Source organism: Streptomyces sp. WM6378, assembly GCF_001279695.1.
Classification (GTDB): domain Bacteria; phylum Actinomycetota; class Actinomycetes; order Streptomycetales; family Streptomycetaceae; genus Streptomyces.
On sequence record NZ_LGDD01000001.1, the window covers coordinates 191,431 to 207,273 of the forward strand.

Annotated in this window: 11 protein-coding genes; 8 read left to right on the forward strand and 3 right to left on the reverse strand. The window is 68.7% G+C overall.

Features of this window, described 5'->3' with window-relative positions:
- Positions 1-272: 272 nt before the first annotated feature.
- From metH to ADK54_RS00890, 4 genes are all read left to right on the forward strand, one after another.
- Entirely contained in the window at positions 273-3,782 is a 3,510-nt protein-coding gene (gene metH / locus ADK54_RS00875; protein ID WP_053723494.1) for a methionine synthase, read from the forward strand.
- A 130-nt stretch (positions 3,783-3,912) separates the two neighbouring features.
- Positions 3,913-4,614 carry an HAD family hydrolase gene (locus tag ADK54_RS00880; protein ID WP_053723495.1) on the forward strand — a complete coding sequence of 234 codons (702 nt, stop codon included), beginning with the start codon at positions 3,913-3,915 and terminating at the stop codon, positions 4,612-4,614.
- A gap of 490 nt (positions 4,615-5,104) precedes the next feature.
- Complete coding sequence (locus ADK54_RS00885; protein WP_053723496.1) at positions 5,105-6,706, forward strand: ABC transporter substrate-binding protein; 1,602 nt, start codon at positions 5,105-5,107, stop codon at positions 6,704-6,706.
- Between the two features lie 71 nt (positions 6,707-6,777).
- Positions 6,778-8,367 (forward strand): ABC transporter substrate-binding protein, encoded by a 1,590-nt coding sequence (locus ADK54_RS00890; protein ID WP_053723537.1) that lies wholly within the window; start codon positions 6,778-6,780, stop codon positions 8,365-8,367.
- Positions 8,368-8,540: 173 nt separating this feature from the next.
- Here the strand turns inward: ADK54_RS00890 and ADK54_RS00895 are convergent, their stop codons facing one another.
- Both ADK54_RS00895 and ADK54_RS00900 read right to left on the reverse strand, forming a co-directional pair.
- A complete protein-coding gene (locus ADK54_RS00895; protein ID WP_053723497.1) occupies positions 8,541-9,212 on the reverse strand; it encodes a response regulator in 672 nt (223 codons plus the stop codon).
- A 128-nt stretch (positions 9,213-9,340) separates the two neighbouring features.
- The gene (locus ADK54_RS00900; RefSeq protein ID WP_234391866.1) at positions 9,341-10,198 is read right to left on the reverse strand and encodes a RecB family exonuclease; all 858 of its coding nucleotides are present in this window, start codon (positions 10,196-10,198) and stop codon (positions 9,341-9,343) included.
- Positions 10,199-10,286: 88 nt separating this feature from the next.
- Between ADK54_RS00900 and ADK54_RS00905 the strand changes: the two genes are divergently transcribed.
- The 3 genes from ADK54_RS00905 (at position 10,287) to ADK54_RS00915 (ending at position 13,348) form a co-directional block, all read left to right on the forward strand.
- Complete coding sequence (locus ADK54_RS00905) at positions 10,287-11,633, forward strand: site-2 protease family protein (RefSeq protein ID WP_420717249.1); 1,347 nt, start codon at positions 10,287-10,289, stop codon at positions 11,631-11,633.
- Positions 11,634-11,689: 56 nt separating this feature from the next.
- Complete coding sequence (locus ADK54_RS00910) at positions 11,690-12,577, forward strand: tRNA (adenine-N1)-methyltransferase (RefSeq protein WP_053723500.1); 888 nt, start codon at positions 11,690-11,692, stop codon at positions 12,575-12,577.
- Positions 12,578-12,766: 189 nt separating this feature from the next.
- On the forward strand, positions 12,767-13,348 hold the full coding sequence (locus ADK54_RS00915; protein ID WP_053723501.1) for a hypothetical protein: 582 nt from the start codon (positions 12,767-12,769) through the stop codon (positions 13,346-13,348).
- 32 nt (positions 13,349-13,380) lie between these two features.
- Here ADK54_RS00915 and ADK54_RS00920 read toward each other — a convergent pair whose 3' ends face one another.
- The gene (locus tag ADK54_RS00920; RefSeq protein WP_053723502.1) at positions 13,381-13,659 is read right to left on the reverse strand and encodes a ferredoxin; all 279 of its coding nucleotides are present in this window, start codon (positions 13,657-13,659) and stop codon (positions 13,381-13,383) included.
- Between the two features lie 240 nt (positions 13,660-13,899).
- Between ADK54_RS00920 and arc the strand changes: the two genes are divergently transcribed.
- Complete coding sequence (gene arc / locus ADK54_RS00925) at positions 13,900-15,666, forward strand: proteasome ATPase (RefSeq protein WP_053723538.1); 1,767 nt, start codon at positions 13,900-13,902, stop codon at positions 15,664-15,666.
- Positions 15,667-15,843: the final 177 nt, after the last annotated feature.

Consider the following 15,843-nt stretch of genomic DNA (forward strand, 5'->3'; position numbering starts at 1 on the left):
GGCACTGCTGAACCGGCTTTCGCAGCTGAAGCGGCCGGCTCTGAAATCGACTGGTTCGACAATGCTGAACAGTATCGGCCGTTGTCGACCTCGTGTCACCGTGAGTGCGACCCCTCCCGACACTTCCGGACACCGGCATTCGGCCCCGCCTCCGCCGTCCGCCCCCTGATACACCCGCGCGCCGCCCGGGGCCGCCCGGTTAGGCTGGCCGCGTGCGCTCTCCTGCCGGAAGGCGCAAAGCCGACAGCCGTCGCACTCCAGGGAGCACATCCATGGCCTCGTTGCCGACCCCTTCCGCTGACAGCCGGACCCGTATCGACGCCCTCCGTGAGGCGTTGGCCACCCGGGTGGTGGTGGCCGACGGTGCGATGGGCACGATGCTGCAGGCGCAGGATCCCACCCTGGAGGACTTCCAGGACCTTGAGGGCTGCAACGAGGTTCTGAACGTGACCCGGCCCGACATCGTGCGCTCCGTCCACGAGGCGTACTTCGCGGTCGGCGTGGACTGCGTGGAGACCAACACCTTCGGCGCGAACCACACGGCGATGAGCGAGTACGACATCCCGGAGCGGGTGTTCGAGCTGTCGGAGTCCGGGGCCCGTATCGCGCGTGAGGTGGCGGACGAGTTCACCGCCTCGACCGGGCAGCAGCGGTGGGTGCTCGGCTCGATCGGTCCGGGGACGAAGCTGCCGACGCTGGGCCACATCGGCTACGCCACGCTGCGCGACGGCTTCCAGGCGAACGCCGAGGGCCTGATCGCGGGCGGCGCGGACGCGCTGATCGTGGAGACCACCCAGGACCTGCTGCAGACCAAGTCCGCGATCCTGGGGGCGCGCCGGGCGATGGAGGCGGCCGGCGCCGACCTGCCGCTGGTGGTGTCGCTGGCCTTCGAGACGACCGGCACGATGCTCCTCGGCTCCGAGATCGGGGCGGCGCTGACCGCCCTTGAGCCGCTCGGCGTCGACATGATCGGCCTGAACTGCTCGACCGGCCCGGCCGAGATGAGCGAGCACCTGCGCTATCTGGCCCGGCATTCGCGGATCCCGCTGCTGTGCATGCCCAACGCCGGCCTGCCGGTCCTGACCAGGGACGGCGCGCACTTCCCGCTCGGTCCCGAGGGCCTCGCGGACGCGCAGGAGAACTTCGTGCGCGACTACGGCCTGTCCCTGGTGGGCGGCTGCTGCGGTACGACGCCCGAGCACCTGCGCCAGGTCGTCGAGCGGGTGCGCGGGAGCGTGCCCGGTGAGCGCCACCCGCGCCCGGAGCCGGGCGCCGCCTCGCTGTATCAGACGGTGCCGTTCCGGCAGGACACCTCCTATCTGGCGATCGGTGAGCGGACGAACGCGAACGGGTCGAAGAAGTTCCGCGAGGCCATGCTGGAGGGCCGGTGGGACGACTGTGTGGAGATGGCCCGCGACCAGATCCGCGAGGGCGCCCACATGCTCGACCTGTGTGTCGACTACGTGGGCCGCGACGGGGTGGCCGACATGGCCGAGCTGGCCGGCCGCTTCGCGACCGCCTCCACCCTGCCGATCGTCCTGGACTCGACCGAACTCCCGGTCATCCAGGCCGGGTTGGAGAAGCTGGGCGGGCGTGCGGTCATCAACTCGGTCAACTACGAGGACGGCGACGGGCCCGAGTCGCGGTTCGCGAAGGTCACCCAGCTCGCGGTCGAGCACGGCGCGGCGCTGATCGCGCTGACCATCGACGAGGAGGGCCAGGCCCGCACCGTCGAGACGAAGGTCGCGATCGCCGAGCGGCTCATCGCGGACCTGACCGGCACCTGGGGGGTGCACGAGTCGGACATCCTCATCGACGCGCTGACCTTCACCATCTGCACCGGCCAGGAGGAATCCCGGGGCGACGGCATCGCCACCATCGAGGCGATCCGCGAGCTCAAGCGGCGCCACCCGGACGTGCAGACCACGCTGGGCCTGTCCAACATCTCCTTCGGCCTGAACCCGGCCGCCCGCGTCGTGCTGAACTCCGTCTTCCTGGACGAGTGCGTCAAGGCCGGCCTGGACTCGGCGATCGTGCACGCCTCCAAGATCCTGCCGATCGCCCGCCTGGAGGAGGAGCAGGTCAAGGTCGCCCTCGACCTGATCTACGACCGGCGCTCCGAGGGCTACGACCCCCTCCAGAAGCTCATGGAGCTGTTCGAGGGCGCCACGATGAAGTCGATGAAGGCCGGCAAGGCCGAGGAACTCCTTGCGCTGCCGCTGGAGGAGCGTCTGCAGCGGCGCATCATCGACGGCGAGAAGAACGGCCTGGAGGCCGACCTCGACGAGGCCCTCCAGACCGCACCCGCGCTCGACATCGTCAACAACACCCTGCTCGAAGGCATGAAGGTGGTCGGCGAGCTGTTCGGCTCCGGCCAGATGCAGCTGCCGTTCGTGCTCCAGTCCGCCGAGGTCATGAAGACCGCCGTCGCGCACCTGGAACCGCACATGGAGAAGTCCGACGCCGAGGGCAAGGGCACCATCGTGCTGGCCACGGTGCGCGGCGACGTCCACGACATCGGCAAGAACCTCGTCGACATCATCCTGTCCAACAACGGCTACAACGTCGTCAACCTCGGCATCAAGCAGCCGGTCTCCGCGATCCTGGAGGCCGCCCAGGAACACCGTGCCGACGTCATCGGCATGTCCGGCCTCCTGGTCAAGTCCACCGTGATCATGAAGGAGAACCTGGAGGAGCTCAACCAGCGCAAGCTGGCCGCCGAATACCCCGTCATCCTCGGCGGCGCCGCCCTCACCCGCGCCTACGTCGAACAGGACCTCCACGAGATCTACGAAGGCGAAGTCCGCTACGCCCGCGACGCGTTCGAAGGCCTGCGCCTCATGGACGCCCTGATCGGCGTCAAGCGCGGCGTGCCCGGAGCCGTGCTCCCGGAGCTGAAGCAGCGCCGCGTCCCCAAGCGCGACACCCCCCTCCTGGAGGTCAAGGAGCCCGAGGGCTCGGTCCGCTCCGACGTGGCCACCGACAACCCCGTACCGGAACCGCCGTTCTGGGGCACCCGCGTCATCAAGGGCATCCCGCTCAAGGAGTACGCCTCCTGGCTCGACGAGGGCGCCCTGTTCAAGGGCCAGTGGGGCTTGAAGGAAGCCCGCAAGGGCGGACCGACCTACGAGGAGCTGGTGGAGACCGAGGGCCGCCCGCACCTGCGCGGCTGGCTCGACAAGCTGCACACCGAGGGCCTGCTCGAAGCGGCCGTCGTGCACGGCTACTTCCCGTGCGTGTCCAAGGGCGACGACCTGGTCCTGCTGAACGAGGACGGCTCCGAGCGCACCCGGTTCACCTTCCCGCGCCAGCGCCGGGGACGGCGGCTGTGCCTGGCGGACTTCTTCCGCCCCGAGGACTCCGGCGAGACCGACGTCGTCGGCCTCCAGGTCGTCACCGTCGGCTCCCGCATCGGCGAGGAGACCGCCAAGCTCTTCGAGGCCAACTCCTACCGCGACTACCTCGAACTGCACGGCCTGTCCGTCCAGTTGGCGGAAGCCCTCGCCGAGTACTGGCACGCGCGGGTCCGCTCCGAGCTCGGCTTCGCCGGCGAGGACCCCTCGGATGTCGAGGACATGTTCGCCCTGAAGTACCGCGGCGCGCGCTTCTCGCTCGGCTACGGGGCCTGCCCCGACCTGGAGGACCGGGCGAAGATCGCCGAGCTGCTGCAACCGGAGCGGATCGGCGTGCACCTCTCCGAGGAGTTCCAGCTCCACCCCGAGCAGTCCACCGACGCCATCGTCATCCACCACCCCGAAGCCAAGTACTTCAACGCCCGCTGACCGGACGCGGCCCATAATTCAGCGCATGTTCAGCCGGCCGGACGTACACTGGTCGGCCCAGTAAAGGCCGGTCGCTTTTCCCGTCTCGGGGAAGGCGACCGGCCTTCTCGTCCCTCCAGGAGGTGTGCCGATGACCAGTACGGTCCCCGCAGCCATGACCCGTACGGCCGAAGGCTCCGCGCTCCAGGCCGTCTTCCTCGACATGGACGGCACCCTGGTCGACACCGAGGGCTTCTGGTGGGACGCCGAGCGCGAGGCCTTCGCGGCCCTCGGGCACGAGCTCGACGAGTCCTGGCGGGACGTGGTGGTGGGCGGCCCGATGACGCGCAGCGCGGGCTTCCTCATCGAGGCCACCGGCGCCGACATCACCCTGGCCGAGCTGACCGTACTGCTCAACGAACGCTTCGAGGCGCGGATCGCCCGCGGGGTGCCGCTGATGCCGGGCGCCGCCCGGCTGCTGAGCGAGCTCGCCGCCCACAACATCCCCACGGCCCTCGTCTCGGCCTCGCACCGCCGCATCATCGACAAGATCGTCCACTCGCTCGGCCCGTCCAACTTCGCCCTGACCGTCGCGGGCGACGAGGTCACCCGCACCAAGCCGCACCCCGACCCGTACCTGATCGCTGCCAGCGGACTCGGCGCCGATCCGGCCAGGTGCGCCGTCGTGGAGGACACCGCGACCGGAGTGGCCGCCGCGGAGGCGGCCGGCTGCCGGGTCGTCGCGGTGCCGTCGGTCGCCCCGATCGCGGCCGCCGCGGGCCGGGTCGTGGTCGGTTCCCTCGAAGAGGTCGACCTGGCATTTCTGCGGACCCTGATCACCAGGATGAACTGACCCGGGCACCGAGCGTGCGCCGCTGAATGCAGCGGAAACTCATCGCAGCCGCGCGTTCATTTTCCGTGACCTCCGTGGGGACGAATTCACACCCTGTCAAAGGGACCCGAGTGGTGACGTTCGTCACCCAACAGGGGGTCGACAGGAGCTCGATCCAGGCACTCCGGGCCCCTTGGGCGCACCCTTGTGTCCCGTTTGGTGATCTCGTGTACGAATCATTCCGCCGCCCCGATATCGGTGGGCCGGTATTGCGGCGGACCGATTGATTCCCCGTGCACCAGAGCCAGTTCCAGCTTTTCGTACGGCGCGCACTAATCTCGTCCGAGAACTTCGCCGCACCCTCATCTGCCCCGCCGCACACCAAGCGACCGGGAACGCAGGTCCGATCGCACAAACCCGGCCCGATCGCCCCGCCCCGAACGGGCGGACGCGGCGGAGTGTCCCGTACACAGCTGTACCCCAAAGTGCCGGACAAGGGAGATCGTCCAGGATGAACCGCAAGACTTTGGTGCTGCCGGCCGTAGTGGCCTTGCTCGCTCCCGTACTGGCCGCCTGTGGCGGATCGGAGAGCGGGGGAGACGGCGGCAAGACCATCGTCGTGGGCACCACGGACCAGTTCGTGGCAACCAAGGACGCCCTTGCCCCCCTCGATCCGGCGCACGCCTATGAGACGGGCATCTGGAACGTGATGCGCCAGACCACGCAGTCGCTGGTCCACGTTCCGCGCGGCGGTGGCCTGCCCGTCCCCGACGCGGCCTCCTCGTGCAACTTCACCGACAAGGAGAACGAGAGCTACCGCTGCACCCTGCGCAGCGGCCTCGAATTCGCCGACGGCACCAAGGTGACCGCCGACGACGTGAAGTACTCCATCCAGCGCGTCGTCGACATCAAGGACGACAACGGCCCCTCCGGTCTCCTCGACAACATCGACACCATGGAGACCAAGGGCGACGCCGAGATCATCTTCCACCTCAAGACGCCGGACGCCACCTTCCCGTACAAGCTCGCGACGCCCGCCGCGGGCATCGTGCAGAAGGACAAGTACGGGGCGAAGAAGCTCCGCGACGGCTTCGAGTTGGACGGCTCCGGGCCGTACAAGATGAAGGCCGAGGTCAAGGGCGACCAAGCGGTGACCTTCACCTTCACCAAGAACTCGAACTACAAGGGTGACGTCAAACTCGCCAACGACAAGGTCGAGCTGCGCTCCTTCCCGACCGCCGAGGCCATGGGCACCGCGCTCGCCAAGGGCGAGATCGACATGATGACCCGCGCGATGACGCCGGCGCAGATCCAGCAGATGCAGGTCAGCCCCAGCAAGGACATCAACCTGGTCGAGATGCCCGGTCTGGAGATCCGCTACCTGGGCTTCAACACCGAGGACCCGTCGGTGAAGAACAAGGCCGTGCGCCAGGCCCTGGCCCAGGCCATCGACCGCAGCCAGCTCGTGAGCAAGGTGTACGGGCAGACCGCCGAGCCGCTGTACTCGCTGATCCCCACCTCGATCGCCGGGCACACCAACTCGTTCTTCAACAAGTACGGCGAGGCCAGCAAGGCCAAGGCCCAGGCCATCCTGAAGAACGCCAACATCCAGACGCCCGTCAAGCTCACCCTCAACTACACCAAGGACCACTACGGTTCGATCACCGAGGACGAATTCAAGAATCTCTCCTCGCAGCTGAACGCGACTGGGCTTTTCAGCACTACGATCCAGGGAACCGAGTGGTCGAAGTTCCGTCCGGCGCAGAAGAAGGGTGAGTACGCGGTCTACGGCCTCGGCTGGTTCCCCGACTTCCCGGACCCGGACAACTTCGTCGCGCCGTTCTTCGGCAAGGACAACTTCCTCAACACCCCGTACGTCAGCAACGACATCCGCAACACGCTGATCCCGGAGTCGCGGGTGGCCGCCGACCGCAACCAGGCGTCCAAGCCGTTCGAGTCCATCCAGGACATCGTCGCGGGCGACGTCCCGGTCATCCCGCTGTGGCAGGGCAAGCAGTACGTCGCTGCCCGCAGCGACATCACCGGCACCGAATGGGCCATCAACTCCTCGTCGGACCTGCAGCTGTGGGAGCTGGCGCGGGGCAAGAAGTAACGCACGACCCGGCCGCGATCTCTCCGTGCCGGCCAGCAATTTCCGTGAGCAGGACTGTGAGGCACGTGCACGTGAAGATCCGGAACCGATGGCTGACCACCCCGCTGGCCGCGGGTGTGGCGGCCGGGCTCCTGAGCGGTTGTGGTACCCAGCAGGGCGGCGAAGCCGCGTCCGGCGGTGGTTCGGTGGTCATGGGGATGTCCGACGACATCCTGGCCACCGACCCCGCCTCCGGTTACGACCCGGGTTCCTGGCTGCTGTTCAACAACGTCTTCCAGTCGCTGCTCAGCTTCCCCAAGGGCAGCTCGACGCCGCAGCCCGAGGCCGCCCAGGCGTGCAGCTTCGACAAGGGCGGCTCTACGGTCTACCGCTGCACCCTGCGTCCCGGCCTCACCTTCAGCAACGGCGACAAGCTGACCTCCGAGGACGTCAAGTACTCCTTCGCGCGCGTGCTGAAGATCAACGACCCGAACGGCCCGGCGCCGATGCTCGCCACCCTGGGCAAGGTCGACACCCCGGACGAGAAGACGGTCGTCTTCCACCTCAAGGTTCCGGACGCCACCTTCCCCAGCAAGATTGCCTCCGGTGCCGGCTCGATCGTCGACCACAAGGAGTACCCGGCCGACAAGCTCCGCACCGACGGCAAGGCGGTCGGCTCCGGCGTCTACAAGCTGGACTCCTTCGGCGACAAGCAGGCCGTCTTCTCGGTCAACTCCTCCTACGAGGGCACGGTCAAGGCCAAGAACTCGGGCCTCACCCTGAAGCTCTTCCACGGCGACCAGAAGGCCCTGGCCGACGCCCTGAACAAGGGCGACGTCGACGTCGCCTACCGAGGCCTCACCGCCAAGGACACCGCGGCCCTGCAGGCTTCGCCGACGGCGGACAAGAAGGGCATCGACGTCATAGAGGGCTCCAGCGCCGAGGTCCAGGACCTGGTCTTCAACATGAAGGACCCGGTCGTCGGCAAGGTCGGGGTGCGCAAGGCGATCGCCTACCTCGTGGACCGCGAGGCCCTGGTGCGCGACGTGTACTCGTCCACCGCGAGCCCCCTGTACTCGGTCATACCGAGCGGCATCACGGCGCACAACACCGCCCTGTTCGACATGTACGGCGCCAGCCCCCAGCCCGCCAAGGCGAAGGCGGCCCTGCACTCGGCGGGCATCACCGGCAAGGTGAAGCTGACCCTGTGGTCCACGCCGAGCCGCTACGGCCCGTCCACCGACGACGAGTTGAAGGCGATAGCCGGGCAGCTCAACGCGAGCGGGCTGTTCGACGCGGATGTGCAGTCGGTCGAGTTCAAGCAGTACGAGAAGGACATCGAGGCCGGGAAGTACGGCGTCTACGTGAAGGGCTGGGTCCCCGACTACCCGGACCCGGACAACTTCACCCTGCCGTTCTTCGGCAAGGGCAACGTGCTGTCCAACAACTACACGAACAAGCAGATCACCGACGAGATCCTCCCGGCGACCGCCGCCACCGCCGACCGTTCGGCCACCGAGAGCGACTTCGGCAAGCTCCAGGACATCGTCGCCGACGAACTCCCGGTCCTCCCGCTGTGGCAGGGCAAGCAGTACGCGGTGGCCCGAACCGGCATCACGGGCCTGGAGTGGACCCTGGACGCGTCAACGGTGTTCCGCTTCTGGGAAATCAAGAAGGGCTGAGGGGCGCCAACCCGCCAGGGGCGCGGGGCTGCGACATGTGCAGCCCCGCCGCGCAGGCGCGACCAGCCACGACGGTCCGCAGGCGAAAGCCGACCATGCCAGGCCCCTCCGGCGTTCGAGGAGCGGGGGCCCGGGGGGCAGCGCCCCCGGAAGGCTCAGGGAGCCACCCCGCCCTACTGCGCACCGGGCCGCACAAGCCCACTCTCGTACGCGTAGACGGCCGCCTGCACCCGGTCCCGGAGCCCGAGCTTCGTCAGCACATGCCCCACATGCGTCTTCACCGTCGTCTCGCTGACGAACAGATCCGCCGCGATCTCCGCGTTGGAAAGCCCGCGGGCGACCAGCTTCAGGACCTCGACCTCGCGGTCGGTCAGCGTGTGCAGCGTGTCCGGCACCGGCTCCTCGCCGGACGGCAGGTGGTCGGCGTACTTGTCGAGCAGCCGGCGCGTGATCGACGGCGCCAGCATCGCCTCGCCGGCCGCGACCACCCGGATCGCCTGCACCAGCTCGTTGGCGGGCGCGTCCTTCAGGAGGAAGCCGCTGGCCCCCGCCTTGAGCGCCTCCACCACGTACTCGTCGAGGTCGAAGGTGGTCAGGACGAGCACCTTCGCGGGGCCGTCCTTGCCGGGCCCGCTGATCTGCCGGGTCGCCTCGACCCCGTCCATCCGGGGCATCCGGATGTCCATGAGGACCACATCGGGCTGCAGCGCCCGGACCTGATCGAGGGCCTGCAAACCGTCACCGGCCTCGCCGACCACCGCGATGTCCTGCTCGGCCTCCAGGATCATCCGGAAGCCGGTGCGCAGCAGCGGCTGGTCGTCGACCAGTAGGACGCGGATCGCCACGGGTACTCCTCATCAGGATTGCTGGACCGGGCCCATTCTGCCCTGCTCACCAGCGGTGGGTGCGGCCGGGCGAGGGGCCGGGCGACCGGCACCCCGGGACGTCCCGGGCCGACGACCGCCGCTGGGACTCAGCCTGCCGACTCCGGCGCCGGGGTGATGGACAACGGGTATACCGGGGGAGTCCCACCGAATTCCGGACAGACCGCCTGGTGGTCGCACCAGCCGCACAGCTTGGTGGGCCGGGGCCTCCAGTCGCCCGTCTCGGTGGCGAGCCGGATCGCTTCCCACAGCGCGTGCAGCTTCCGCTCCACCTGGACGAGATCGGCCTCGACCGGGTCGTACGTCAGCATGTCGCCGCTGCCCAGGTAGACCAGCTGGAGCCGGCGCGGCACGACCTGCTTCAGCCGCCACACCACCAGGGCGTAGAACTTCATCTGGAAGAGCGCGCCCTCCGCGTACTCCGGCCGCGGGGCCTTGCCCGTCTTGTAGTCGACGATCCGCACCTCGCCGGTGGGCGCCACGTCCACCCGGTCGATGACCCCGCGCAGGCGCAGCCCCGAATCCAGCTCGGTCTCGACGAAGAACTCCCGCTCCACCGGCTCCAGGCGCGTCGGATCCTCCAGCGAGAACCACCGCTCCACCAGGCGCTCGGCCTCGCCCAGCCACTTGGTGAGCCGCTCGCCCCCGGTGTCCTCGGCGAACAGCTCGGTCAGCTCCGGCTTCGATTCGAGCAGCCGGTCCCACTGCCCCGGGATCATCGACTTGGCGCGCGGCGCGGTGCGCTCGGCAGCCGGGTCGTCGAAGAGCCGCTCCAGAACGGCGTGCACCAGCGTGCCGCGCGTGGCCGCCTCGCTCGGCTTCTCGGGCAGCCGGTCGATCACCCGGAACCGGTACAGCAAGGGGCACTGCATGAAGTCGTTCGCCCGCGACGGCGACAGCGACGTTGGCTGCTGTGCGGCCGCGGCCCCACCGGTGCTCGTACTCATGACACAGACCCTACGACCCGCCACTGACAGCGAGCGGAATACCATCGACGACAGGCGCCCTCACCCTGCATGATCGTGGCATCGCACCATGCAGCGAACATTCGGCGGACGAGGCGAGTCCGGCCGGGGCTCCGGGGCAGTTTCCCCGGAGCAGGCATCGTACCGACGAAGGGAACCCGTGGAAGACAGCGGCGAGAGCGGCGAGCGCGGACGGCCGCAGTCCGGCGTGGACGGCAACACCCCGGGACCGGGCCCAGGCAACGGCAAGCAGCCCCGCTCCGGACCCGGCGGCGGAATCCTGATGGGCCGCCCCTTCGGAGTGCCCGTCTACGTCGCCCCCAGCTGGTTCCTGGTCGCAGCTCTGATCACCTGGGTCTTCGGCGGCCAGCTCGACCGGGTCCTGCCCGAACTCGGCGCCGCCCGCTACCTCGTGTCGCTCTTCTTCGCCGTGGCCTTCTACGCCTCCGTACTGGTTCACGAACTCGCCCACACCGTCGCCGCGCTCCGCTTCAAACTGCCGGTGCGCCGCATCCAGCTCCAGTTCTTCGGCGGAGTCTCCGAGATCGAGAAGGAGACCGAGACCCCGGGCCGCGAGTTCGTCCTCGCCTTCGTCGGCCCGCTGCTCTCGCTGGTCCTGTCCGGCGTCTTCTACCTCGGCATGAAGGCCGTCGAGCCCGGCACCGTGCCCGGCGTGCTCCTGGCCGGCCTGATGATCTCCAACCTGATCGTGGCCGGCTTCAACCTGCTGCCCGGCCTGCCCCTGGACGGCGGCCGCATGCTCCGCGCCGTCGTCTGGAAGATCACCGGCAAGCCCATGAGCGGCACCATCGCCGCCGCCTGGGTTGGCCGCGCGCTCGCCGTCACCGTCCTCATCGGCCTGCCGCTGCTCACCCAGACCGGGGTGCTCGGCAACTCCCCCGACGAGGTCAGCGGCATGGACACCGTCACCGACGCGCTGCTCGCCGCCATCCTCGCCGCGATCATCTGGACCGGCGCCGGCAACAGCCTGCGCATGGCCCGGCTGCGCGAACACCTCCCCGAGCTGCGCGCCCGCACCCTCACCCGGCGCGCCGTGCCTGTCGAGTCCACCACCCCGCTCTCCGAGGCGCTGCGCCGCGCCAACGAGGCGGGCGCCCGCGCCCTGGTCGTCGTCGACGGGCACGGCGACCCGACCGGCCTCGTCCGCGAGGCGGCCATCGTCGGCGTCCCCGAACACCGCCGTCCCTGGGTCGCCGTCAGCGGCCTCGCCCAGGACCTCACCGACGGCATGCGCGTCCCGGCCGAACTCGCCGGAGAGCCACTGCTCGACCTGCTCCGGGCCACCCCCGCCACCGAGTACCTCGTCGTCGAGGAGACCGGCGAGATCTACGGAGTGCTGTCCGCGGCCGACGTGGAGAAGGCCTTCGTCGCCGCCATGGCGCGGCCCGGCTCCTGACACCGGGCGCCGTCGGCGTGGCGTTCGCGGCCCCGTACGGCCGGTACTCTGGTCGTATGTCCGAACCGACCGGTGCCGCCCGCCGTCGCGGGCCCTTCAAGGTCGGGGACCAGGTCCAGCTCACCGACCCCAAGGGACGCCACTACACGTTCACGCTCGAAGCCGGGAAGAATTTCCACACCCACAAGGGTTCCTTCCCGCACGACGAGCTGATCGGTGCTCCCGAGGGCAGTGTTGTCCGAACCACGGGAAACGTCGCCTACCTCGCGCTGCGCCCCCTGCTCCCCGACTTCGTCCTGTCCATGCCCCGCGGCGCCGCCGTGGTCTACCCCAAGGACGCGGGGCAGATCCTGGCCTTCGCCGACATCTTCGCCGGCGCCCGCGTCGTCGAGGCCGGGGTCGGCTCGGGCTCGCTGAGCGCCTTCCTGCTGCGCGCCATCGGCGACCACGGAATGCTGCACTCCTACGAGCGCCGCGAGGACTTCGCCGAGATCGCCACGCAGAACGTGGAGCGCTACTTCGGCGGACCGCACCCCGCCTGGCAGCTCACCGTCGGCGACCTCCAGGACAACCTGTCGGACACCGACGTCGACCGCGTGATCCTGGACATGCTCGCCCCCTGGGAGTGCCTGGACGCCGTCTCCAAGGCGCTCGTCCCCGGCGGCATCCTGTGCTGCTACGTGGCCACCACCACCCAGCTCTCGCGCACCGTCGAGTCCATCCGCGAGATCGGCTGCTTCGCCGAGCCGCAGCCCTGGGAATCGATGATCCGCAACTGGCACGTCGAGGGCCTGGCCGTCCGCCCGGACCACCGGATGATCGGCCACACCGGCTTCCTGGTGACCGCCCGCCGCCTCGCGGACGGCGTGGAACCGCCGATGCGCCGCCGCCGCCCCGCCAAGGGCGCGTACGGCGACGACTACGAGGGCCCCAACAAGGACTGACTTCCAGTTCAGGGGCTGAGCCTCGTACAACGAACCGGCGCCGCCGCCGAGTTCCCGGACCGACACGGGAACTCGGCGGCGGCGCCTTTACGTTGAGCCTGTTGCCCCGGTATTCCGCCCACCTGTGACGTGTGGCACGATGCTGGCCACCCCCACCACTCGCACCGCCCTTCACAGGAGACCTCCCGCGTGCAGACTGCCGCCGTCCCTGAGCTCGCGCACACCCACGCCCGCCCCGTGCACTGGATCGCCACCGCGACCGCGATGGCCGCCGTGGTCGCGATCGCGGGCTTCCTGCAGCCGGACGCCGCCAAGGCCTCCCAGGCACCCGGCGAGCGAAGCACCACCCCCCTCACGACTGCGGCCGCCCCCGACGCGGGCGCGGTCACCTTCCCGCTCGACTGCGGGAGCATCGGCACAGTGGTGGAGAAGAAGGCCTCGGGCGACCTCGACGGCGACGGCGTCCCCGAGACCGTCGCGGTCGTGCACTGCAACGCCGGCGGAGGCACCCCGCCCAGCGGCATCTACGTCCTGACGAAGCCGGTCGTGAAGGGGGCTCCGCCGCGCGTGGTGGCGACGCTGCTGGACCCCAAGGGGAAGCAGACCGTCGCCGACTTCGACGTACGGGACGGGGCGGTGGCGGCGACCCTGCTCGGCTACTCCTCCGACGACGTGCCCCGCTTCGAGCCGGATGTACGCCAGGAGGTCAAGTGGCGCTGGCAGGGCGGCAAGTTCGTCCGCTCGACCGGCGCCGCCGCGACGGGCGTCTGAGCGACCCCGTGTAGCACCGGGTCACCCTCCGATCACTCCGCGTCGGGACCGTACACCTCGACGCTGTCCGAAACCCGGCGTACGTGAATGCAGTCGCCCGGGCACTCCTTGGCGGAGTCCACGACGTCCTGGAGCAGCGGCAGCGGTACGGGTGTTGTGGCCCCGGGCGCCTGCAGCAACTCGTCCTCGGAACTCTTCACATACGCAAGCCCGTCGATGTCCAGCTCGAAGACCTCGGGGGCGTACTGGACGCAGATGCCGTCGCCGGTGCACAGGTCCTGGTCGATCCAGACTTCGAGCGCCTCGTTCATGTGCCTGCCGTTCCTGCGCGAGTGAATCAATCGGTGCCAGCCCTGACGGGTGTTGACGCCATCGACGATAACAACCGCCCGCTTTCCGATGTTGATGGGTGGGTATTCCCCTGGCGTGAGGGAGAGCGCAAGGGTGAAGATCAGACACACCTCAGAGTCTTTGTGATCTAGGGGTTTCAATCACCACCAGCCCAGGTAGGGTCAGGAAGCGTCCAGCTCCCCTTGGAGGAGGTGAGGACCGTGGCAGCCCACGACGACGACATCAACCGCGGCATCCGGCCCGGGCGGGGGTCTGAGGACCCAGCCGGCCAGGTTGCCTATCTAGAGCAGGAAATCGCCGTCCTGCGACGTAAGCTCGCCGACTCGCCGCGTCATACGAGGATTCTCGAAGAGCGGATCGTCGAGCTGCAGACCAGTCTGGCGGGCGTGTCCGCGCAGAACGAGCGGCTCGCCAACACGCTCCGCGAGGCCCGCGACCAGATCGTGGCCCTCAAGGAGGAGGTCGACCGGCTCGCGCAGCCGCCGGCCGGCTTCGGAGTCTTCCTGCAGTCCAACGAGGACGGCACCGCCGACATCTTCACCGGGGGCCGCAAGCTCCGGGTGAACGTCAGCCCCAGCGTCGAGCTCGACGACCTGAGGCGCGGCCAGGAAGTCATGCTCAACGAAGCACTCAACGTGGTCGAGGCCATGGAGTTCGAGCGCGCCGGGGACATCGTCACCCTCAAGGAGATCCTCGAGGACGGCGAGCGCGCCCTGGTGGTCGGGCACACCGACGAGGAACGGGTGGTGAGGCTCGCCGAGCCGCTCCTGGACATCACCATCCGCCCTGGCGATGCGCTCCTGCTGGAACCCAGGTCCGGCTACGTCTACGAAGTGGTGCCGAAGAGCGAGGTCGAGGAACTCGTCCTCGAAGAGGTCCCGGACGTCGACTACGACAAGATCGGCGGACTGGGCAACCAGATCGAGCTGATCCGCGACGCGGTCGAACTCCCCTACCTCTATCCCGACCTCTTCAAGGAGCACGAACTGCGGCCGCCGAAGGGCATCCTGCTCTACGGCCCGCCGGGATGCGGCAAGACGCTGATCGCCAAGGCGGTCGCCAACTCCCTTGCCAAGAAGGTCGCCGAGGTGACCGGCCAGCCCGCGGGGAAGAGCTACTTCCTCAACATCAAGGGCCCCGAGCTCCTCAACAAGTACGTCGGCGAGACCGAGCGGCACATCCGCCTCGTCTTCCAGCGTGCGCGGGAGAAGGCGAGCGAGGGCACCCCCGTCATCGTCTTCTTCGACGAGATGGAATCCCTCTTCCGCACCCGCGGATCCGGCGTCAGCTCGGACGTGGAGAACACCATCGTCCCGCAGCTGCTCGCCGAGATCGACGGTGTGGAGGGCCTGGAGAACGTCATCGTCATCGGCGCCTCCAACCGCGAGGACATGATCGACCCCGCGATCCTGCGGCCCGGCCGGCTCGACGTGAAGATCAAGATCGAGCGTCCGGACGCGGAGGCGGCCAAGGACATCTTCGCCAAGTACCTCCGCTCCTCGCTGCCGCTGCACGCCGACGACCTCGCCGAACACGGCGGGGACGCGGACGGCACCACCCACGCGATGATCCAGTCCGTGGTGGAGCAGATGTACGCGGAGACCGAGGAGAACCGCTTCCTCGAAGTCACCTACGCCAACGGTGACAAGGAAGTCCTGTACTTCAAGGACTTCAACTCCGGCGCCATGATCCAGAACATCGTGGACCGGGCCAAGAAGATGGCCATCAAGGCCTTCCTCGACCAGAACCAGAAGGGCCTTCGGATCTCCCACCTCCTCCAGGCTTGCGTGGACGAGTTCAAGGAGAACGAGGACCTGCCGAACACCACCAACCCGGACGACTGGGCCAGGATTTCCGGAAAGAAGGGCGAGCGGATCGTATTCATCCGCACCCTCGTCACCGGAAAGCAGGGCGCGGACACCGGACGCTCCATCGACACGGTGGCCAACACCGGTCAGTACCTGTAAAAGGCAGGCCGGCTGCGGGTGCCCGGGCGGGCATCCGCAGCCGACTGCTTTTCAGGCCACAAGCAGGGCAACAGCAATGACGGAATTGATCTCCCCACCAGCGCAAAGGCGTTCTAGGCTCTTCGGTACCGCCGAGTCGCGCAGTGCGGGGACGGGCACCGCACACGCACCGGAGAA